The sequence below is a fragment of the Nonomuraea helvata genome (genome assembly GCF_039535785.1).
GTDB classification, from domain to species: domain Bacteria; phylum Actinomycetota; class Actinomycetes; order Streptosporangiales; family Streptosporangiaceae; genus Nonomuraea; species Nonomuraea helvata.
In genome coordinates this window covers 240,683-259,156 of record NZ_BAAAXV010000012.1, presented here as the reverse complement: position 1 = coordinate 259,156, position 18,474 = coordinate 240,683, and the positions used below count along the sequence as shown (strand labels likewise).

The window sequence follows — 18,474 nt, the reverse complement described above, 5'->3', positions numbered from 1 at the left end:
GTCACGATCAATCCCGTCAATATGGCCGATCGGTTGTCGCACTCGAGCCCGGCAAGCCAGGATGGCCCGCATGCCTACCGTGCCCGACGATCACGGCGCCTCGTAACGATCAAGCCCGGCGCCTCCCGCGAGGCGCCCATGAGCGGCGATTCCTCTACTCTGACCCGGGAAGCGGTCCATCGGGAGAGGTGAACGGTGAGCGACAGTGCGGCCAAGGCCCCCGGCACCGAGCTTTCGGCCGTACTTGAACGCATCACCTACGCCAACGAGGAGACCGGCTACACCATCGCCCGCGTGGCCACCGAGCGTTCCGGCCCCGACCTGCTGACCGTCGTCGGCCCGCTGCTGGGCGCGCAGGTCGGCGAGTCGCTGCGGCTGCTCGGCCGCTGGAGCTCCCATCCCCGCTACGGCCGCCAGTTCGAGGTGTGGTCCTACACCACCGTCCTGCCGGCCACCGTGCAGGGCATCCGCCGCTACCTCGGCTCCGGGCTGATCAAGGGCATCGGCCCCAAGATGGCCGAGCGGATCGTCGACCACTTCGGCACCGACACCCTCGAGGTCATCGAGCAGGAGCCGCAGCGCCTGGTCGAGGTGCCGGGCCTGGGTCCCAAGCGGACGAAGATGATCGCCGCCGCCTGGGAGGAACAGAAGATCATCAAAGAGGTGATGATCTTCCTGCAGGGTGTCGGGGTGTCCACCTCGATCGCGGTGCGCATCTTCAAGCAGTACGGCGAATCGTCGGTCTCGGTGGTGAAGACCCGGCCGTACCAGCTGGCCGACGACGTGTGGGGGATCGGATTCAAGACGGCCGACACCATCGCCCAGGCCGTCGGCATCCCGCACGACAGCCCCGAACGCGTCAAGGCGGGCCTGCGCTACACGCTGTCGCAGGCCGCCGACGACGGCCACTGCTACCTGCCCGCCCCCAACCTCGTCGCCGACGCCGTCAAGATCCTCGAGGTGCCCGCCGAGCTGGTCACCACCTGCCTGGAGGAGCTCGTCGCCGCCGAGGGCGTCGTACGCGAGCCCGTCCCGGCAGGCGAGAACGTCGTGCCGGCCGTCTACCTGCCGCCCTTCCACCGCGCCGAGCTCTCCCTCGCCTCCGGCCTGCTGTCGCTGCTGCGCTCGGGCCACGACCGGCTCAAAGCCTTCGCCGACGTCGACTGGGAGCGGGCCGAGAGCTGGCTGCACGGCAAGACCGGCGCCGAACTGGCCGCCGAGCAGCGCCAGGCCGTCCGCCTGGCGCTGACGGAGAAGGTGGCCGTGCTGACCGGCGGGCCGGGCTGCGGCAAGAGCTTCACCGTACGCTCCATCGTGCTGCTGGCCCGCGCCAAACGCGCCAAGGTCATCCTGGCCGCCCCCACCGGCCGCGCCGCCAAACGCCTGTCCGAGCTGACCGGCCACGAGGCCACCACCGTGCACCGGCTGCTGCAGCTGCGGCCCGGCGGCGAGGCCACCTTCGACCGCGACAACCCCCTGGAGGCCGACCTCGTCGTCGTCGACGAGGCCTCCATGCTCGACCTGCTGCTGGCCAACAAGCTCGTCAAGGCCGTCGCGCCGGGCGCGCACCTGCTGTTCGTCGGCGACGTCGACCAGCTGCCCTCGGTCGGGGCGGGGGAGGTGCTCAAAGACCTGCTGGCCGCCGAGGACATCCCGCGCGTACGGCTGACGCAGATCTTCCGCCAGGCCCAGGAGTCCGGCGTCGTCGTCAACGCCCACCGCGTCAACACCGGCCACCACCCGATCCTGCAGGGCATGAACGACTTCTTCCTGTTCCCGTGCGAGGAGCCGGAGGAGATCGCCGCCCTGACCGTCGACGTCGTCGCCCGCCGCATCCCCCGCCGCTTCGGCCTCGACGCGCGCCGCGACGTGCAGGTCCTGGCGCCCATGCACCGCGGCGCCGCCGGCGCCGGCGCCCTCAACATCGCCCTGCAGGAGGCCCTCACCCCGGCCCGCGAGGGCATGCCGGAGCGCCGGTACGGGGGCCGCGTCTTCCGCGTCGGCGACAAGGTCACCCAACTGCGCAACAACTACGACAAGGGCGCCGCCGGGGTGTTCAACGGCACCGTCGGCATTGTCACCGACATCCGGCCTGACGAGCACAAGCTGAGCGTCGTCACCGACGAGGACGAGACGGTCGACTACGCCTTCGACGAACTCGACGAGCTCGCCCACGCCTACGCCGTCTCCATCCACCGCTCCCAGGGCAGCGAGTACCCGGCCGTGGTCGTCCCGCTGGCCACCAGCGCCTGGATGATGCTGCAGCGCAACCTGCTCTACACCGCCATCACCCGGGCCAAGAAGCTGGTCGTCATCGTCGGCTCGCGCCGGGCCCTGGCGCAGGCCGTACGGACCAAGGGGGCCGGGCGGCGGCACACGGGCCTGACCCACCGCCTCTGACCAGAACCTCTTTCAGTCACAAGTGATTGAAATGTGACCGAACTTCCCCAATTATTTCGTCGTCTTACAGGTAGGAGCATTAAGGTTTTTGGGGTGCGTTTGGTGTTATGGGGGAAAGGACAGTGTTGAACGTCAGGCCCGCTTGGAGGAAGCCCGCCACCGCAGTCGCGCTGCTCACGGCGGCCACGTTGACGGCTTCATGCTCATCCGGCGGCGGCGGCAGCGCCGCCCAAGGGGGAGGGGGCTCGCCCGAGGGCACCACGTCCGCCACCCCTCAGGCGCCGACCGTCAAGATCAGCCCCGCGGAGGGCAGTTCCAAAGTCAGTCCTGAGAAGAAGGTCGTGGTCACCGCCGACGGCGGCGCTCTGGAGAGCGTGACCGTCGAGGCCGACGGCGAGGAGGTCGAGGGCGCCTTCAACACCGACAAGACCAAGTGGGTCTCCAAGACGGCGCTGAAGCCCTCCACCGGCTACACCGTCTCGGCCAAGGCCGGCGCCACCACCGCCTCCAGCACGTTCACCACGGTCAAGCCCGAACGTGAGCTGCAGATCGCCGACGTCACCCCCAACGCCAAGGGTGAGACGATCGGCGTCGGCGCGCCCATCATCGTCACCTTCAACCAGCCCGTCTCCAGCAAGGCCACCATCGAGCGCGCCCTGGAGGTCGAGGCGGAGAAGCCGGTCACGGGCGCCTGGCGCTGGATCAACGACACCGTCGCCATCTACCGCACCGCCAAGTACTGGCCGGCCCACCAGAAGGTCAAGCTCAACGCCCGCATCAAGGGCATCAAGGGCGGCAAGGGCCTGTACGGGGTCAAGGACTACTCCGCCACCCTCAAGATCGGCGCCAAGCAGATCAGCAAGGTCGACACCAAGAAGCACATGATGTACGTCTACCGAGACGGCAAACGCGTACTGACCATGCGCATCAGTGCGGGCATGGCGACCACCCGCGAATACACCACCACCTCCGGCGTCCACCTGACCATGGAACGCGGCAACCCCGTGCGCATGATCTCGCCCGGCCGCAAGAAGGGCGACCCCGGCTACTACGACGTCATGATCAACCACGCGGTGCGCATCTCCAACTCCGGCGAGTACGTCCACGCCAAGGACAACGTGTGGGCCCAAGGCGTGCGCAACGTCAGCCACGGCTGCGTCAACGCCCGCCCCGACCAGGCCCGCTGGTTCTACGACCACTTCCAGCGCGGCGACGTCGTCGACATCACCGGCACCACCCGCGAACTGGAGTGGAACAACGGCTGGGGCTTCTGGCAGATGCCGTTCTCCCAGTGGAAGAAGGGCAGCGCCCTGAAGAACACCAAAGCGTGATGCGCATCCGCGAAGGCCGCGACGGTGACGTCCCCATCGTCTTGGGCATGTTCGACAGCGCCGTCGCCTGGCTGACCTCCCAGGGACGCACCGGCCAATGGGGCAGCAGCCCCTTCACCGGCAACGAGCGGCGCACCCGCCAGATCACCGACTGGCTCGAGCTCGGCGGCATGCGCATCGCCGAGCTCGACGACCAGCCGGCCGGCTGCATCGTCGTCGGCGCCGCCCACGACTACGTCACCCCGGCCACCGAGCCCGAACTGTACGTGCAGGCACTGGTCACCGACCGCCGCCACGCCGGCCACGGCGTCGGCCACACCCTGCTGGACTGGGCCGCGGCCGAAGCCGGCCGGCGCGGCGTCGGCCTGCTGCGCGTCGACTGCTACGCCGGCGACGACGGCCGCCTGGTCTCCTACTACGAAAGCTGCGGCTTCACCCGCAGCGCCCCCTTCACCGTGGGGGAGTGGCCGGGCATGCTCCTGCACCGCCGGCTCTGAAACCGCCGCCTGTGAAAACCAGCGCCTGTGAAAACCAGCGCCTGTGAAACCAGGACAGGTCAGGACAGGCCGGCGGCCCGGCCCAGCGGTGTGGCATCGCCCGGCTTCAGCGGCGAGGTGAGGAACACCGGCGCCTGCGCCATGAAACGCGGCCGGCTGCCCCGATGCTCCTGCGCCGCGTGCACCGTGAACGGATGCACCACGTACACATCGCCGGGCGCCCCGGTCGCCAGCGCCACCGGCCGCTCCCATCCCGCCTCGTCGAACACCGGCCCCATCTTCATCGGGTCCTGCACCCGTTCGTCCAGCAGCGCCACCATGTCGCGCTGCGAGCCGGCCCTGATCCGCGTCGGCGCGTCCTGCGGCCCCACATGGGACAGCAGCACCAGCAGCAGCAGTGTCTCCGGCCGCGAGCTCACCCCGTAGGTGCCGTCGGGGCGGGCGGTGCTGCCGTCGATGTGCCAGCCCCGGTCGTCGGCCGCGGGCAGAACCGGGAACCGGACGGGAATGTTGCCCAAGCTCCCGCGCGGCATCCACCCGCCCTCGCCCGCCACGGCGTCCAGCGCCGCGCGCAGCCGCCCGCTGTTCATGATCTGCCCGAACGGCCCCTCGCCGGTCAGGTCGGCCGTCCACACCACCGGCTGGGTCCAGCCCGAGGGATCGTCGGGCGACAGGCCGATCCGCTCCCACAGCAGCGCCCTGGCCGCGTCGCCCACCTCGGGCGGCACCACCGCCTCGACCTTGACGAACCCGTCGGCCACGAACGCCTCAACATCGATGACATCCACGAACGGCACGCTAGCAGCGCCGTCCACCGGTTTTTCCGGCCCGCTTCCCAGCGCCCTTTCCGCCCCCTCACCTACGGACTTCAGGCGTGCCAGAGGGCGGCCAGCTGCCAGGTGGCCAGCCGGGACGGCACGGCGCGCAGCAGCGCGTCGCGCACCCAGGCAGCGGCGCCGGTCTGGGAGGTCAGCCGCGATTGCCGCGACGCCGCCCGCATCAGGCGGTTGGCGCGGGGCCTGCGCTCGGCGTCGTAGCGCAGCAGCCGCTCGGCGACGTCGGCCGGCTCGGCGCCGCTCAGGTGGCGGGTCAGGGCGGCCGCGTCCTCGAAGGCCTGGCTGGCGCCCTGGCCGAGGTCGGGCGGCATGGCGTGCGCGGCGTCGCCGAGCAGGGCGATCCTGCCGGCCGCGTACGACGGCAGGGGCTCGGCCAGGCGGGTGATCGCATCGACGTAAACGTCGGCGACCGGGGTGGCCTCGATCAGCGCCGTGACCACGGGATGCCAGTCGGCCATCAGGGACAGCATCTGCCGGCGCCCCTCCTGCGCACCGGGCGGTGCGCCGTGCAGGGCGGAGTCGGTGAACCAGTACAGGCGCTGCTCGCCGACGGGGAACAGGCCGAACATCGCCCCGTTGCGGCGGTCGACCAGCTGGCCGGCGAGCGGGTCCGTCGCCAGGCCGGCGGGACGGGTCAGCATGCCGCGCAGGTCCATCCGGCCGGTCCGGCGCAACCCGGCGTGGCCCGGGAAGAGCTGGGCGCGCAGCTTGCTGCCGATGCCGTCGGCCGCGATCACGGCCTCCGCTCTCGCGACGGGTCCGCCGCCGCTGATCACGTTCACGCCGGTGAGGTCGGGCTCCAGACGCTCGACCGGGGTCGCGGTGCGCACCACGCCGGCCGGCAGGGGAGCGCGTAGCTCCCGGTGCAGGTGTGCCCGTTCGACGATGGCCACCGTCCCGATCTCCTGCTGCGCCCGGACCGCGTCGGTGACCAGCAGCGGCCGTCCGTGCCGGTCCCGCAATCCCCAGTGGCCGAACCGCATGGCGTGCCGCCGTACGGCGTCGGCCAGCCCCAGCTCGTCGAGGGCGCGCTGCCCGTTGGGCATGATCGCGATCCCGGTGCCCGCCTCCCGGAGCTCGGCGCCTCGTTCGAACAGCGTCACCTCATGGCCCGCACGGTGCAGCCCCACCGCGGCCGCGACTCCTCCGAGCCCGGCGCCGACCACCACGATCCTCACGAGACCTCCCCAATCCATTCACTACGATCGTACTAGTACGATCATTGGTAGCATGGCCGCATGCCGCCCACCAATCCGGCCCGTCGCCGAGCCCTGACCGACGCCGCCATCGAGCTGCTGGCCTCCTGCGGCGCCCATGGGCTGACCCACCGGGCGGTGGAGAAACAAGCCGGCCTTCCGCCGGGAACGGCCTCCAACTACTTCCGCAGCAGAGAAACCCTGCTGGTGGCCGCCGCCGAACGCATCATCGAGCTGCACCACGCCGACACCGACCGCGCCATCGACCGCGCCATCGAGCAGCCCCCCACGCTGGCCGACCTGTGGACGGACTCACTGCTCACAGCGGCGACCACCCTGCGCACCCGCTATCTGGCGATCTTCGAACTGCAACTGGAGGCCGCACGCCGACCGGCGCTGGCCTCGGTGCTGACCGGCCTGCAGGACACGTCCTTGCAGATCACCGCCGCCCACCACGACAAGCTCGGCCTCACCATCGCGCGCGAGAAGATCCCCGCCCTGATCGCGCTCTACGGCGGCGCGCTGTTCACCCTGGTCACCGCGCCGCCAGGCAGCGTCACCCGGGACGTCGTCCAGCACGTGGCCCAGGTCATGGTGCACGGCTGCGCCACACCGTTGGAAAAGTAGAGGTTGCCCAGGCCCAGGCAACAAGGACCATAAGTACTTCAGGGCGATCAGCTCACAGGCGTACTCTGGGCTTTCTGAAAGAGCAATCCAGAGCCTTCGCGGCGAGGAGGGCTCTCCTTCGGAAGGAAAGTCCATGCATGGCAAGCAACGCACTTTCCTGCTTGCCTCGACACTCATCGTCGGCCTGGCCGGCGGGTCGATAGCGACTGCCGAGACAGCCACATCCGCCTCGGCCGCCGTCAAACCGGCGAGCATTTCCGCTGCCCAGACCGCGGCCGACCACCCGTCCCGGCCCCGCCCCTGCAGCACGATGAAGAGGCACAGAAAGCACTGCCGTCAGCTGCAGCAGGCGAGAAGAAAGGCCGGCAAGCCACGGTCGGACCCGGCCAAGGCGGTGCCTGCCGAACATCGGAAGCAGCCGCCCGACGTGCTCCTGCCGACCGGCATCAGATGGCCTTGACGCTGGTCGGCTTCCCCCGGCCTGAAGGCCGGAGCACTGCCGACGAATCTGGTAGCAGCCTCCTGAAGGGGCGACGCCGTTTGCCCTCAGATGCCGGCGCTCATTCCCTGTCCGGCAGCAGCGCTCCCGCCACCAGCGCGCGCAGCGCCCACAACGCCTGCTCGCGGTCCACCCGGCCGGGCGCCAGCAGCCATTGCTGATGGATGCCGATCCCGGCACCGATGATCGCGACGGCCAGCGCCTCGGCCGACAACCCAGGCGGCAGCGGCAGCCGCTCCAGCCACCTCCTGCAGTGTTCACGCAGGGTGTCGTGGATCTCGACGTAACGGCCGTGGATGGGGGAGCCCGGCTCCAGCGCCTCCACCAGGAGCGTGACGAACAGCTTGGTGGTGGGCAGCGCGAACAGGGCATGGGCACTGTCCATCAGGCGGTCGAACCCCGCTTCGGCCCCCTGCGCCGCGTCCGGATCCTCGGCCAGGCCGGTGCGGATCATGTCGAGCGAGCGTTCCAGCACGGCCAGCAGCAGACCCTCCTTGCTGCCGAAGTGCCACGGGATCGAACCCCTGCTGATCCCGGACCGCTCGGCCACGTCGGCGAACGTGGTCTGCCGATACCCCTTCTCCGCGAACAGCCCAGCCGCCGCCTGCAGGATCAGCTCCCGGCTCTCGCCGCTGGTCTGCTCTCGCCGTGTCGTCATGCCACTCCCGGTTTTCACCCCTATGTCGGCCACAATATTCTATGTTGACCAACACAGAAGTGGAACGCAGAGGAGATCATCATGAAGATCGGCATGGTCGCCAGCCACTACCCGCACGCCGCCCACCGCGAGGAATTCATCGCACGCGTCCACCGCGTCGCCGAGGAATTCCGGCGCACACCGGGATGCCTGTCAGCCGAATGCTGGCTCTCCGACGACGCCGTGATCTCGATCGTGCAATGGGAGTCCGAGAACGCCCTCACCGCATCACTCGCCACCGTGCAGGCAGCGGGACTCGACCTCGCCTACGACGAGCGCGAAGCCCGCCCACGCGAGATCGTCCGCCTCATGGCATCCTGACCCGCTTCAGCACGCCATCAGGGCCGAAGCCACAGACGACCGCGGCCGCCCCCGCATCCCGCACGAACCGCGTCACCCTGACGCCGCCCCCGCCGAAGCAGAACCCGCCGCCTCCACCCGCTCCGACAGGCGAGCGCGAGCGGCGATGTAGCCGTCAGGACGGACGAGCACAGCCGTGTCCTCCTGGACGCCATAGACGCCGTGCGCCTCGCCGCCGGCGTCGACCACCGTACAGGGACCCGCCGCCGCGGCATCGGTGGTGACCCGGACCGTACGCAGAGAAGTGGCCAGAGGCTCGACGATGGCGTCGTGCGGCGCGGGACGGCCGCGATCGAAGGTCAGCAACGTCCAGTGCGGGCCTCACCCGGACTCCACCTCAGACCGCCTCACACAAGCTCGAGCTGCGCCGCCTGCGGCTCACGCCGCTCAGCCGCAGGCGCACCACACCCCATCCCGTACACCTGGCACAACTGCGCGATCTGCCCCCTGATGCGCCCCTCATAATCCGGCGACGGCACCCCCGCCCGGTCATACAGCTCCTCATACCGCCCCACCAGCTGCGGATGCTCGGTCGCCAGCCACTCCAGGTACCACGAACGCGTCCCCGGCGGCAGCCGCAACACCACCGGCTCCACCGCCCGCGCCCCCGCCGCCGCGATCCGCCGCACCGTCGCCCCCAGCTGATCAGCCGCGTCACTGAGCAACGGCAGCACCGGAGCCATCAGCACCCGGCACCCCACCCCCGCCTCCACCAGCGCCGACACCAGCTCCAACCGCGCCTGCGCGGTCGGGGCGCCCGGCTCCACCGCCCGCCGGATCCGCTCGTCCACGAACGCGATCGACACCGCCACCCGCGCCCCCGCCCGCGCCAGCAACGCGGCATCCCGCACCACCAGCGCGCTCTTGGTGTAGACGGTGAACGGCACCGCCGCCTCCGCCAGCGCCCCGATCACCCCCGGCATCAGCCGATACGTCTCCTCGGCCGCCTGATAGCAGTCACCGCTGACCCCCACCGCCAGCTCCTGCCCGTCCCACCGCGCCAGCTCCGCCCGCAACCGGGCCACCACGTTCGGCTTCACCACGATCCGCGTGTCGAAATCACGCCCGGCATCCAACCCCAGCCGCCGATGCCCCGCCCGGGCACCACACCCACGACACGCATGAGCGCACCCACGGTAAGGAGACACAGCCCACTGCTGAGCGATGCCCGCCGCCTGCGGCACCCGCTCGATCACCGTACGGGCCTGCAGCTCGAAAAAACCGCCGCGCGCCACCGCACGCCGCTCGATCAGCGGCCGCTCATCGGCGGCCTCCTCGACAAGCGCAAGCGCGTCCCAACCCACACCAACCAATGGAACACGCATTCGACTCCCTTTTCAAGCAGTTCCCGCACACCCGCACACCACCCCCGCTAAGCCTCCCACGCTAAAATTGGCACACCCGTACCACTTTTCCGCACCGGAAGACCCCCATGCCCTGGCTCCTGCTCTCCCTCGCCATCGCCTCCGAAGTCCTCGCCACCTCCGCACTCAAACTCAGCAACGGCCTCACCCACATCCCCTGGACCATCGCCGTCGCCGCCGGCTACATCACCTCCTTCTCCCTGCTCGCCCAAGCACTCAAACTCCACCTCGACATGGGCACCGCCTACGCCATCTGGGCCGGCGCCGGCACCGCCGCCATCGCCCTCATCGGAGCCGCCTTCATGGGCGAAACCCTCACCCCACTCAAGATCGGCGGCATCCTCCTCATCATCGGCGGCGTCGTCGTCCTCAACCTCGCAGGTACCCATTGACACAGAACACGCCGGGGGAGCGGACCCACCCCACCACCCCCGCACCCACCCAGGCACGCGGACGCCGCCGCCGCGCCACCCTCCTGACCACCGCCGTCGACCTGCTCACCGAAGGCGGCTTCGCCGCCGTCACCCACCGCGCCGTCGCCCACCGCGCCAACCTCCCCCTCGCCGCCACCACCTACTACTTCGCCTCCCGCGACCAACTCCTCGCCGAAGCCTTCGCCCAACTCGTCGACACCGAACTCGCCACCACCCGCACCTGGATCACCGACCACGGCCTCACCGCCCTGCCCGACCAGCTCGACACCGCCGACCGCACCCGCCAACTCGGCCTCTGGGAGCTGTACGTCCACGCCGGCCGCGACCCCGAACTCCAGCACATCGCCCGCCGCTGGACCGACGGCTGCGTCCGCATCGTCGCCGACGCCCTCCGCCTCCCCGAAACCGACACCCGCGTCCGCCTCCTCTACACCACCATCACCGCACTCTGGCTCGAACACATCGTCGAACAACGCCCCCTCGACCACACCCGCGCCCTGCTCACCCACGCCGTCAAAACAGCAGAAAACGCATTGCCACCCCCCTGACCCCCACCTACACTGCCCCCGTGCTGAAACCCGACTACCCGATCACCACCCCCCGCCTCCTCCTACGCCCCTTCACCCCCGACGACCTCGACGCCCTCCACGCCTACGAATCCCGCCCCGACGTCGCCCGCTACCTCTACTGGGAACCCCGCGACCGCGACACCACCCGCACCTTCCTCGACAAAAAGATCACCCGCACCAGCCTCCTCGACGAAAACGACGCCCTCGACCTCGCCATCACCCTGCGCCACACCGGCCAACTCATCGGCCAGATCCTGCTCATCTGGACCAGCAAACAACACCGCCAAGGCGAAATCGGCTACGTCCTCCACCCCGACCACCACGGCCACGGCTACGCCCCCGAAGCCGCCCACGAAATGCTCCGCCTCGGCTTCGACGGCCTCGGCCTGCACCGCATCACCGGCCGCCTCGACGCCCGCAACACCGCCTCCGCCCGCGTCCTGGAAAAACTCCACATGCGCCACGAAGCCACCCTCATCGACAACGAATTCGTCAAAGGCGAATGGAGCAGCGAAACCATCTACGCCATCCTCGACAGCGAATGGACCCCATGACCCCCGTCATCCACCACCTCGCCCTCCGCACCGACTGGCACAACGCCCAGAAAACGGGGGAGTACCGCATCTCCACCCTCGGCCGCACCCTCGACCAAGAAGGCTTCATCCACTGCAGCCGCGACCTCACCCAGCTACGCGGCGTCCACACCACCTTCTACAGCCACCTCACCGAACCCCTGCTCATCCTCGACATCGACCCCACAGGCCTCGACATCCGCACCGAGAACGGCTTCCCCCACCTGTACGGCCCCCTGCCCATCACCGCCGTCACCGCCATCCACCCCTACACCCCCTGAACACCCGGGGGAGGGGAGCAAACAAAAAGGGCGGCGCGAACCACCTCCGCGCCACCCACACAATGACAACCATGGACACCCGAACGGCCGCCCAGCACTTCGCCGACACCTGGCAACATGGCTGGACCCACCACGACACCGACGCCATCATCGCCCTCTACCACGACGACGCCGTCCACACCAGCATGCCCTTCCGCCCACCCCACCAGGGCAAACACGCCATCGCCGCCTACATCCGATGGTCATTCACCGGCGAAACCGACCCCCACGTCACCTTCGCCACACCCATCGTCGACGGCGACCAGGCAGCCATCGAATTCCGCGTCCACGCCCACGACAACGGCCGCCCCGTCACCCTCGCAGGCTGCGTCTTCGCCCGCTTCGACCCCGACGGCCTCGTCACCCACACCCGCGACTACTGGCACACCACCGACGGCCACCCATAACCCACCGCACCGACCGGCCCCCACAACCGGCCACACACCGCAAACCCCCGACACACACCCGGCACCCGACCGGAACCGATCAGCGCGCCACCCGAACCGGCGCCACCGCAGACCGCACCGGCCCACGCGAACCCACAGACACCGGAGCCGGCTGCGGACGCACCATCTGCTGCGTCTGCTGCTGCGCCTGCTCCTCAGCACGCCGCTCGGCGCACCCACCCACGCAGTACCCGTTCGACAGGATCAGACGGCTTCGCAGCGTTGTATACGCCTCCTTACCCGAAGCCGGCAGAACCCCCTGACACACCTCACATAGCACCGACTGACTCCCCACGAGCTGCTCCTCTCGCAATGCGAATAGCAGGATCTCCAACACTAAAACGACACAACCCGCCAAGGACAGCGAATCAACAGAGCGTCAAAAGGCTGGTCAACGCCCGGGAGAGCCCCGCCACACCACCGCACCACGCCACGAAACCCCCGCTCAGCGCCCGATTCGCGTCTCCACGGAGATCACGGAGAGACACCGGAGCCGTTACGGAGAGAAATATCACACCAAACCCACCAACCCCACCCGCCGAGGGGAGCACCTCACCCCTCCCGGAACCCTTACTTGACATAATGTTCATTATCAAGCAATCAGCATAAACAGGCCGCACCCGGGCAGACGCCCACCATGTCCGCCCTCATGTCCGCCCTCGACATCAACGCCCCCGGCCTCGTCGCGCTCACCGCCGTAGCCGCCGCACTCGCCATCTGGCTGATCATCGTGGCGGCCCGGCTCACCCAGCGCCCACGCAACCGGCCCGGCATCCGCGTCGACCTCGTCGACCAGGCCCGCGAGCTCAAAGCCCTCGGCCAGATCCAGGAAGCCGTCTTCCTCGTACGCGGCGAGACCGGCATGAGCCAGCGCGCCGCCGCCCGCTTCGTCAACCGCCTCTGACCCCCACGCCGAATCCGACTTCGCACACGTAACCAGACAGAAGCTGGATTCTGTCTGGTTACGGACAAAGAAGCACATACTGGGGCAAAACGGCGCATGGCACTCTCCGAGCTCCACGTCGTCTCCCGCCTTGCAGCCCGGAACATCTCCCCCCGATGGCAGGCCCCCGTTTCTCGGAGCCGTCGCCGGACGTAAGCGCATGGTGACACGGCGACCGCTCCCCCACGGTTGGAGCTCCCGGACGGGGGCGCCCTCCTTCAGACGGCCGGCGGGAGGGGTTTGTCGTACAGCCAGGCGGACAGCAGCGGCCCCACCGGCCGTGCCGTGTGCCGTTGGACGTGCGCGGCCAGGTCGTGGGTGGTGACGTTGCCGTGCCGGTGCGCGGTGGTCCAGGCGCGCAGGGTGGGAAAGAACGCCTCGTCGCCCATTGTCCGGCGCAGGGCGTGTACGGTCAGCGCGCCGCGCTTGTACACGCGGTCGTCGAACAGTGTGTCCACGCCGGGGTCGGCGAGCACGAAGTCCTGCGGCAGTGCGGTGAGGCGCTGGTGCCAGCGGCGGGCGTGTTCGGCGGCGGGTGGGCCGCCGGATGCTTCGGACCACAGCCATTCGGCGTAGGTGGCGAAGCCCTCTTGGAGCCAGATGTCGCTCCAGCAGGACACGGTGAGGCTGTTGCCGAACCATTGGTGTGCGAGTTCGTGGGCGATCAGCCGTTCGGAGCCGCGGCGGCCGTCGGCGTGGTTCCGGCCGAAGATGGACATGCCTTGTGCTTCGACGGGGATGTCCAGGTCGTCGTCGGTGACGACGGCGATGTAGCCGGTGAACGGGTAGGGGCCGAATCGTTGGGTGAACGCGGTCATCATCTCGCCCTGCCGGGCGAAGTCGTGCCGGGCGCGGGTGGTCAGGCGTGCGGGGTGGGCGAGTCGGGTTCCGGCGATCTCGGTGAGCTGGTAGCGCCCGATCTGGACGCTGGCCAGGTAGGTGGCCATGGGTTGGGGCTGGTCGTAGGTCCATGTGGTGGTGCCGGCGCCGCGTCGGTGGGCGGTGAGTGTGCCGTTGGCGATGACGTGGTACGGGGATGGGGTGGTGACGGTGATCCGGTAGGAGGCTTTGTTGTCGGGGCGGTCGTTGCAGGGGAACCAGGAGGGTGCGCCGATCGGCTGGCCGGCCACCAGTGCGCCGTCGGTCAGTTCTTCCCATCCGAGGCCTCCCCAGGGGCTTGGTATGGGGGTGGGCCTGCCTGTGTAGCGGACGTCGATGACGGCTTCGGTTCCGGCCGGTAGCGGTGTGGGGAGGGTGATCCGTAGTTTGCCTTGTGCGTGTGTGGCGGGCGGGGATGCCGTTGACGGTGACGGTTGGGACGCGGAAGCGGCCGAGGTCGAGGTGGAGGGTGTTGAGGGGTTGGGTGGCGGAGACGGTGAGTCGGGCTGTGCCGTCGAGCCGGTTGCCTGTGACGCCGTATTTCAGTGTGAGGTCGTAGTGGGTGACCTGGTATCGGTGGTCGCCGTGTGCGGGGAAGTACGGTGTCATCGCCATGCCGAGATGGGGTTGCCGAACCATCGTGTGCGGGCGGGTACGGTTTCGCCGCGCATGACGAGTGAGGCTGGTCCGATGGTGGTGTGGGCTCCGATGTGGGCGGCGGGCAGGATGACGCCGTGGGGGCCGAGGGTCGCGCCTGTGTCCAGGGTGACGGTGTCGATGTTCATGACGCGGTCGTGGAAGAGGTGGGTTTGCAGGACGCAGCCTCGGTTGACGCAGGCGCCGTTCCCGAGTGTGACCAGATCTGCTTCTGGCAGCCAGTATGTGTCACATGTGACTCCATGCCCGATGCGTGCCCCGAGTGAACGTAGCCACGCGTTCAATGGTGCGGTTCCGAGCCATGGTTGGGCGAACCAGGGGGCTGCCAGCACTTCGACGAAGTTGTCGGCGAGTTCGTTGCGCCAGACGAAGGAGTTCCACAGTGGCCGGCTGCCGGCTGTGATCCGGCCGACGAGTGCCCATTTGGCGGCTGTGGCGAGGGTGGCGGCGAGGATGCCGGCGGCTGCCAGGATGACGCCGCCCAGGGTGAGGGCCGTGGCGAAGCCGTAGCCGGTGGCGAGCCATTCGAAGGCGGTGGCGGCCAGGACGGCGAGCGCGACTGTGCACATCGCGGGTACGACGCGGAAGGTCTCGACGAGCGCTCGGGCCACTTTGTAGCGGGCGGGCGGGTGGTAGGTGCGGCTGCGGTCGGCTTCTTCGGCGGTGCGGCGCAGTTCCATGGGTGGCATGCCCACGTAGGAGGAGCCGGATCTGGCTTTCTTCGGGGTGGCCGACAGTACGCCGACGAGGCCGTCTTTGGGGACTTTGCGGCCGGGTGCGGTCATGCCGGAGTTGCCGAGGAAGGCGCGTTTGCCGATGCGTGCGGTGGCGATGCGCATCCAGCCGCCGTCGAGTTCGTACGGGGCGACCATGGTGTCGTCGGCCAGGAAGGCGCCGTCTCCGACGGATGTCATGGTGGGCAGGGCCAGGACGGTGGACAGTTCGGTTCCGCGGCCGACTTTCATGCCGAGTGCGCGCAGCCAGGCGGGTGTCAGGACGCTGGCGTACAGCGGGAACAGCCAGACGCGTGCGGAGGCCATCAGGCGGCCTGTGGTCCATGCCTGCCAGGCTTGGCGGCTGTGGACGGGGTGGCGGCCGGCGTGCAGGCCTGTGCCGAGGAGTCGCACGCTGGCCAGTGTGATCAGCGCGTAGGTGGTCATGCCGGCGATGGTGGCCAGTGGCACGGCGGGCAGGGCGGCGGCGAGGGCTTGGCCGAGTGTGGGTGCGTCGGCGGCGGAGGCGGCCAGGACGGTGAGGGCGGCTGCGGCGGCGGTCGCCGGGAGCAGGCTGAGCGCGATGGCGGTCAGCGCGTACAGGGTGGCCCAGGTGCGGGAGCGGGCGGGTCGTTCGGCCGGCCGGGATCTGCGTGTTTTGCCCTGTCTGAAGGCTGGTGCGCCGGCCCAGAGCTGGCCTGCCGGTACGTTGCCGGCGACTGCTGAGCCGGGGGCGATCTGGGCGTTCTTCCCGATTCTGGTGCCGGGCAGGAGGGTTGATCGGGAGCCGATTCGCGCGCCGGCGCCGATTTTGATGTCGCCGATGTGGAGTCGGCCGCCGTCGTACCAGTGGCCGCGGAGGTCGACTTCCTGTTCGATCGAGGCGCCGCTGCCGAGTTTGAGCAGTCCGGTGATGGGTGGCGGGGAGTGCAGGTCGGCGTCGCTGCCGACGTGGGCGCCGAGCAGGCGGGCGTACCAGGCGAGGTAGGGCGCGCCGGCGAGGTCGGGGACGCCGAGTCGTTCGGCGAACCGTTCGGCGAACCACAGGCGCAGGTGGACGCTGCCGCCGCGTGGATGGCTGCCTGGTTGTACGCCGCGGAGCAGGAGGCGGGCCGTGGCCGCGGACAGGCCCATCCGTCCGGCGGGGGTGACGAACAGCAGGGCGCCGAGGGTCACCCACCACCAGGACAGGGTGGGGGCCCATGTGGGGGCCAGCAGGTTGCCGAGGGCGGCGAGCAGCACGATCCAGCGCATGGCGCCGATGGTGAGCAGGGGGATCATGAGTGCTGACTGGGCCAGCGCGGCGCGGGTGGGCATCGGGGTGACGGGCCGGCGTTCCGGTTCGGTCTCGCCTCGGTCCTGGAGCAGGCGCGCCAGTCCGCCGAGTGTCGGCTGTGCGTACACGTCGCCGACTGCGACGTCGGGGTGGTCGGCGCGCAGTGTGGATACGAGGCGGGCTGCGGCCAGGCTGGTGCCGCCGTCGGTGAAGAAGTCGGCGTCGCGTCCTTGTGGTGCGACGCCGAGGATGGCGGTCCACTGTTCGGCCAGTGCGGTCTCGGCGGGGCTCAGCCCGGTCTCGGGCCTGGTGGGCGTCGTGGGCGTGGTGGGTGCGGTCAGCGGCCAGGGCAGGGCGTCGCGGTCGACTTTGCCGGAGGTTCTGGTCGGGAGTGTGTCGATTGCTGCCAGGCGCGGCACCAGGGGCGCGGGCAGGGAGTCGGTGAGCAGGTCGCGGGCGTGGCCGAGGTCGAAGCCGGGTTCGGTGACGATGTAGCCGATGAGTACCTGGTGGCCGCCGCCGGCGGTGCGGACGGCGGCGGCGGCGCCGGTGACGCCGGGCAGGGTCCGCAGGGCGGCTTCGACTTCGCCGAGTTCGATTCTGCGGCCGCCGAGTTTGACCTGGTCGTCGGCGCGGCCGATGAACACCAGGCCTTGGGGGTCGGCTCGGACGAGGTCGCCGCTGCGGTAGGCGCGTTCCCAGCCGAGGGTGGGTAGCGGCGCGTACTTTTCGGCGTCTTTGGCGGGGTCGAGGTAGCGGGCCAGGCCGACGCCGCCGATGACCAGTTCTCCGCTCTCCCCCATGGCCACCGGGTGGCCGTTGTCGTCGATGACGGCGAGGTCCCATCCGTCGAGGGGCAGGCCGATGCGTACGGGTCCGTCGCCGGTGAGGGGTGCCGCGGAGGCGACCACGGTGGCTTCGGTGGGGCCGTAGGTGTTCCACACTTCGCGTTCGGGTACGGCGAGCCGTTCGGCGAGTTCGGGTGGGCAGGCTTCGCCGCCGAAGATGAGCAGCCGGATGCGGTCGAGGTGTTCGGCGGGCCAGAGCGCGGCCAGCGTGGGCACGGTGGAGACGACGGTGATCTGCTGCTGGGCCAGCCAGGGGCCGAGGTCCATGCCGGTGCGTACGAGGGCTCTGGGTGCGGGCACGAGGCAGGCGCCGTGCCGCCAGGCCAGCCACATCTCTTCGCAGGAGGCGTCGAAGGCCACGGACAGTCCGGCGAGTACGCGGTCGCCGGGGCCGAGCGGCTGGTCGCGCAGGAAGAGTCCGGCTTCGGCGTCCACGAACGCGGCCGCGGACCGGTGTGTCACGGCGACGCCCTTGGGCTTGCCGGTCGAGCCGGAGGTGAAGATGATCCAGGCGTCGTCGTCGGGGGTGGGCGGTGCCGGGGGTGTCGTGGGGTTGCCGCTCACGGTGAGTTCGCCGGAGATGACCGCGTCGACTTCTGCTTCGGCGAAGACGAGTGTGGCTCGTTCTGCGGGGTCGTCGGCGTCGACGGGGACGTATGTGGCGCCGGCGGCGAGCACGGCGAGGATGGACAGGTACAGGTCGGCGGTTCCTGATGCGACGCGTATGCCTACCCGGTGGCCGTGGCCGATTCCGGCTGCGGCGAGTTCGGCGACGAGGCGGTCGATCTCGGTGCGCAGGGAGCGGTAGTCGAGGCGTACGGTGCCGTCGTCGATCGCGAGGGCGTGCGGGTGGCGGCGGGTGGTCTCGTCGAGGATGTCGATGAGGGTGCGTGGCTGGGTCGCCAGTATGCCCGCGGGGTAGAGCGCGGTCGCGGTGGTGTGGCGTAAGTCGGCCTGGTGGGTGGGCAAGCGGTGCTCCTGTGGGTCGGCGGCGGCTGACATTGAAGGGT

Annotated in this window: 19 protein-coding genes; 12 read left to right on the top strand and 7 right to left on the bottom strand. The window is 69.7% G+C overall.

Going from position 1 to position 18,474, the window contains the following annotated elements:
• The first annotated feature begins 195 nt into the window (after nucleotides 1–195).
• The 3 genes from recD2 (at nucleotide 196) to ABD830_RS51330 (ending at nucleotide 4,228) form a co-directional block, all read left to right on the top strand.
• Nucleotides 196–2,400, top strand: a complete 2,205-nt coding sequence (gene recD2, locus ABD830_RS51340; protein ID WP_345002924.1) for an SF1B family DNA helicase RecD2 — start codon at nucleotides 196–198, stop codon at nucleotides 2,398–2,400.
• 122 nt (nucleotides 2,401–2,522) lie between these two features.
• A complete protein-coding gene (locus tag ABD830_RS51335) occupies nucleotides 2,523–3,731 on the top strand; it encodes a L,D-transpeptidase (RefSeq protein WP_345002923.1) in 1,209 nt (402 codons plus the stop codon).
• Complete coding sequence (locus tag ABD830_RS51330; protein ID WP_345002922.1) at nucleotides 3,731–4,228, top strand: GNAT family N-acetyltransferase; 498 nt, start codon at nucleotides 3,731–3,733, stop codon at nucleotides 4,226–4,228. The genes ABD830_RS51335 and ABD830_RS51330 overlap by 1 nt, the downstream gene beginning before the upstream one ends.
• 59 nt (nucleotides 4,229–4,287) lie before the next feature.
• Here the strand turns inward: ABD830_RS51330 and ABD830_RS51325 are convergent, their stop codons facing one another.
• Both ABD830_RS51325 and ABD830_RS51320 read right to left on the bottom strand, forming a co-directional pair.
• Nucleotides 4,288–5,016 carry a phytanoyl-CoA dioxygenase family protein gene (locus ABD830_RS51325; RefSeq protein ID WP_345002921.1) on the bottom strand — a complete coding sequence of 243 codons (729 nt, stop codon included), beginning with the start codon at nucleotides 5,014–5,016 and terminating at the stop codon, nucleotides 4,288–4,290.
• Nucleotides 5,017–5,096: 80 nt separating this feature from the next.
• Nucleotides 5,097–6,242: an FAD-dependent monooxygenase gene (locus tag ABD830_RS51320; protein WP_345002919.1), complete on the bottom strand. Its 1,146-nt coding sequence runs from the start codon at nucleotides 6,240–6,242 to the stop codon at nucleotides 5,097–5,099.
• Between the two features lie 60 nt (nucleotides 6,243–6,302).
• Between ABD830_RS51320 and ABD830_RS51315 the strand changes: the two genes are divergently transcribed.
• Together ABD830_RS51315 and ABD830_RS51310 are read left to right on the top strand one after the other, a co-directional pair.
• Nucleotides 6,303–6,887: a TetR/AcrR family transcriptional regulator gene (locus ABD830_RS51315; protein ID WP_345002918.1), complete on the top strand. Its 585-nt coding sequence runs from the start codon at nucleotides 6,303–6,305 to the stop codon at nucleotides 6,885–6,887.
• 133 nt (nucleotides 6,888–7,020) lie between these two features.
• Nucleotides 7,021–7,347, top strand: coding sequence for a hypothetical protein (locus ABD830_RS51310; protein ID WP_345002917.1), 327 nt, complete (start codon nucleotides 7,021–7,023; stop codon nucleotides 7,345–7,347).
• 100 nt (nucleotides 7,348–7,447) lie between these two features.
• Here the strand turns inward: ABD830_RS51310 and ABD830_RS51305 are convergent, their stop codons facing one another.
• Nucleotides 7,448–8,044, bottom strand: a complete 597-nt coding sequence (locus tag ABD830_RS51305) for a TetR/AcrR family transcriptional regulator (protein WP_345002916.1) — start codon at nucleotides 8,042–8,044, stop codon at nucleotides 7,448–7,450.
• Nucleotides 8,045–8,125: 81 nt separating this feature from the next.
• On the opposite strand from ABD830_RS51305, the gene ABD830_RS51300 reads away from it, so the two are divergent.
• The gene (locus ABD830_RS51300) at nucleotides 8,126–8,404 is read left to right on the top strand and encodes a putative quinol monooxygenase (RefSeq protein ID WP_345002915.1); all 279 of its coding nucleotides are present in this window, start codon (nucleotides 8,126–8,128) and stop codon (nucleotides 8,402–8,404) included.
• 72 nt (nucleotides 8,405–8,476) lie between these two features.
• On the opposite strand, the gene ABD830_RS51295 is transcribed toward ABD830_RS51300, so the two are convergent.
• Together ABD830_RS51295 and ABD830_RS51290 are read right to left on the bottom strand one after the other, a co-directional pair.
• Nucleotides 8,477–8,749: an aromatic-ring hydroxylase C-terminal domain-containing protein gene (locus tag ABD830_RS51295; RefSeq protein WP_345002914.1), complete on the bottom strand. Its 273-nt coding sequence runs from the start codon at nucleotides 8,747–8,749 to the stop codon at nucleotides 8,477–8,479.
• Between the two features lie 41 nt (nucleotides 8,750–8,790).
• Entirely contained in the window at nucleotides 8,791–9,768 is a 978-nt protein-coding gene (locus ABD830_RS51290) for a radical SAM protein (protein WP_345002913.1), read from the bottom strand.
• Between the two features lie 107 nt (nucleotides 9,769–9,875).
• On the opposite strand from ABD830_RS51290, the gene ABD830_RS51285 reads away from it, so the two are divergent.
• The 6 genes from ABD830_RS51285 (at nucleotide 9,876) to ABD830_RS51260 (ending at nucleotide 13,052) form a co-directional block, all read left to right on the top strand.
• On the top strand, nucleotides 9,876–10,199 hold the full coding sequence (locus ABD830_RS51285) for a DMT family transporter (RefSeq protein WP_345002912.1): 324 nt from the start codon (nucleotides 9,876–9,878) through the stop codon (nucleotides 10,197–10,199).
• Complete coding sequence (locus ABD830_RS51280; protein WP_345002911.1) at nucleotides 10,196–10,789, top strand: TetR/AcrR family transcriptional regulator; 594 nt, start codon at nucleotides 10,196–10,198, stop codon at nucleotides 10,787–10,789. Before ABD830_RS51285 ends, ABD830_RS51280 begins: the two co-directional genes overlap by 4 nt.
• A gap of 20 nt (nucleotides 10,790–10,809) precedes the next feature.
• A complete protein-coding gene (locus ABD830_RS51275; protein WP_345002910.1) occupies nucleotides 10,810–11,364 on the top strand; it encodes a GNAT family N-acetyltransferase in 555 nt (184 codons plus the stop codon).
• Nucleotides 11,361–11,663: a DUF952 domain-containing protein gene (locus tag ABD830_RS51270; RefSeq protein WP_345002909.1), complete on the top strand. Its 303-nt coding sequence runs from the start codon at nucleotides 11,361–11,363 to the stop codon at nucleotides 11,661–11,663. The genes ABD830_RS51275 and ABD830_RS51270 overlap by 4 nt, the downstream gene beginning before the upstream one ends.
• 71 nt (nucleotides 11,664–11,734) lie before the next feature.
• The gene (locus tag ABD830_RS51265; protein ID WP_345002908.1) at nucleotides 11,735–12,109 is read left to right on the top strand and encodes a nuclear transport factor 2 family protein; all 375 of its coding nucleotides are present in this window, start codon (nucleotides 11,735–11,737) and stop codon (nucleotides 12,107–12,109) included.
• A 676-nt stretch (nucleotides 12,110–12,785) separates the two neighbouring features.
• Nucleotides 12,786–13,052 carry a hypothetical protein gene (locus tag ABD830_RS51260; RefSeq protein WP_345002907.1) on the top strand — a complete coding sequence of 89 codons (267 nt, stop codon included), beginning with the start codon at nucleotides 12,786–12,788 and terminating at the stop codon, nucleotides 13,050–13,052.
• Nucleotides 13,053–13,309: 257 nt separating this feature from the next.
• On the opposite strand, the gene ABD830_RS51255 is transcribed toward ABD830_RS51260, so the two are convergent.
• Entirely contained in the window at nucleotides 13,310–14,221 is a 912-nt protein-coding gene (locus tag ABD830_RS51255) for a M1 family metallopeptidase (RefSeq protein ID WP_345002906.1), read from the bottom strand.
• 354 nt (nucleotides 14,222–14,575) lie between these two features.
• Entirely contained in the window at nucleotides 14,576–18,433 is a 3,858-nt protein-coding gene (locus tag ABD830_RS51250; RefSeq protein WP_345002905.1) for a Pls/PosA family non-ribosomal peptide synthetase, read from the bottom strand.
• Nucleotides 18,434–18,474: the final 41 nt, after the last annotated feature.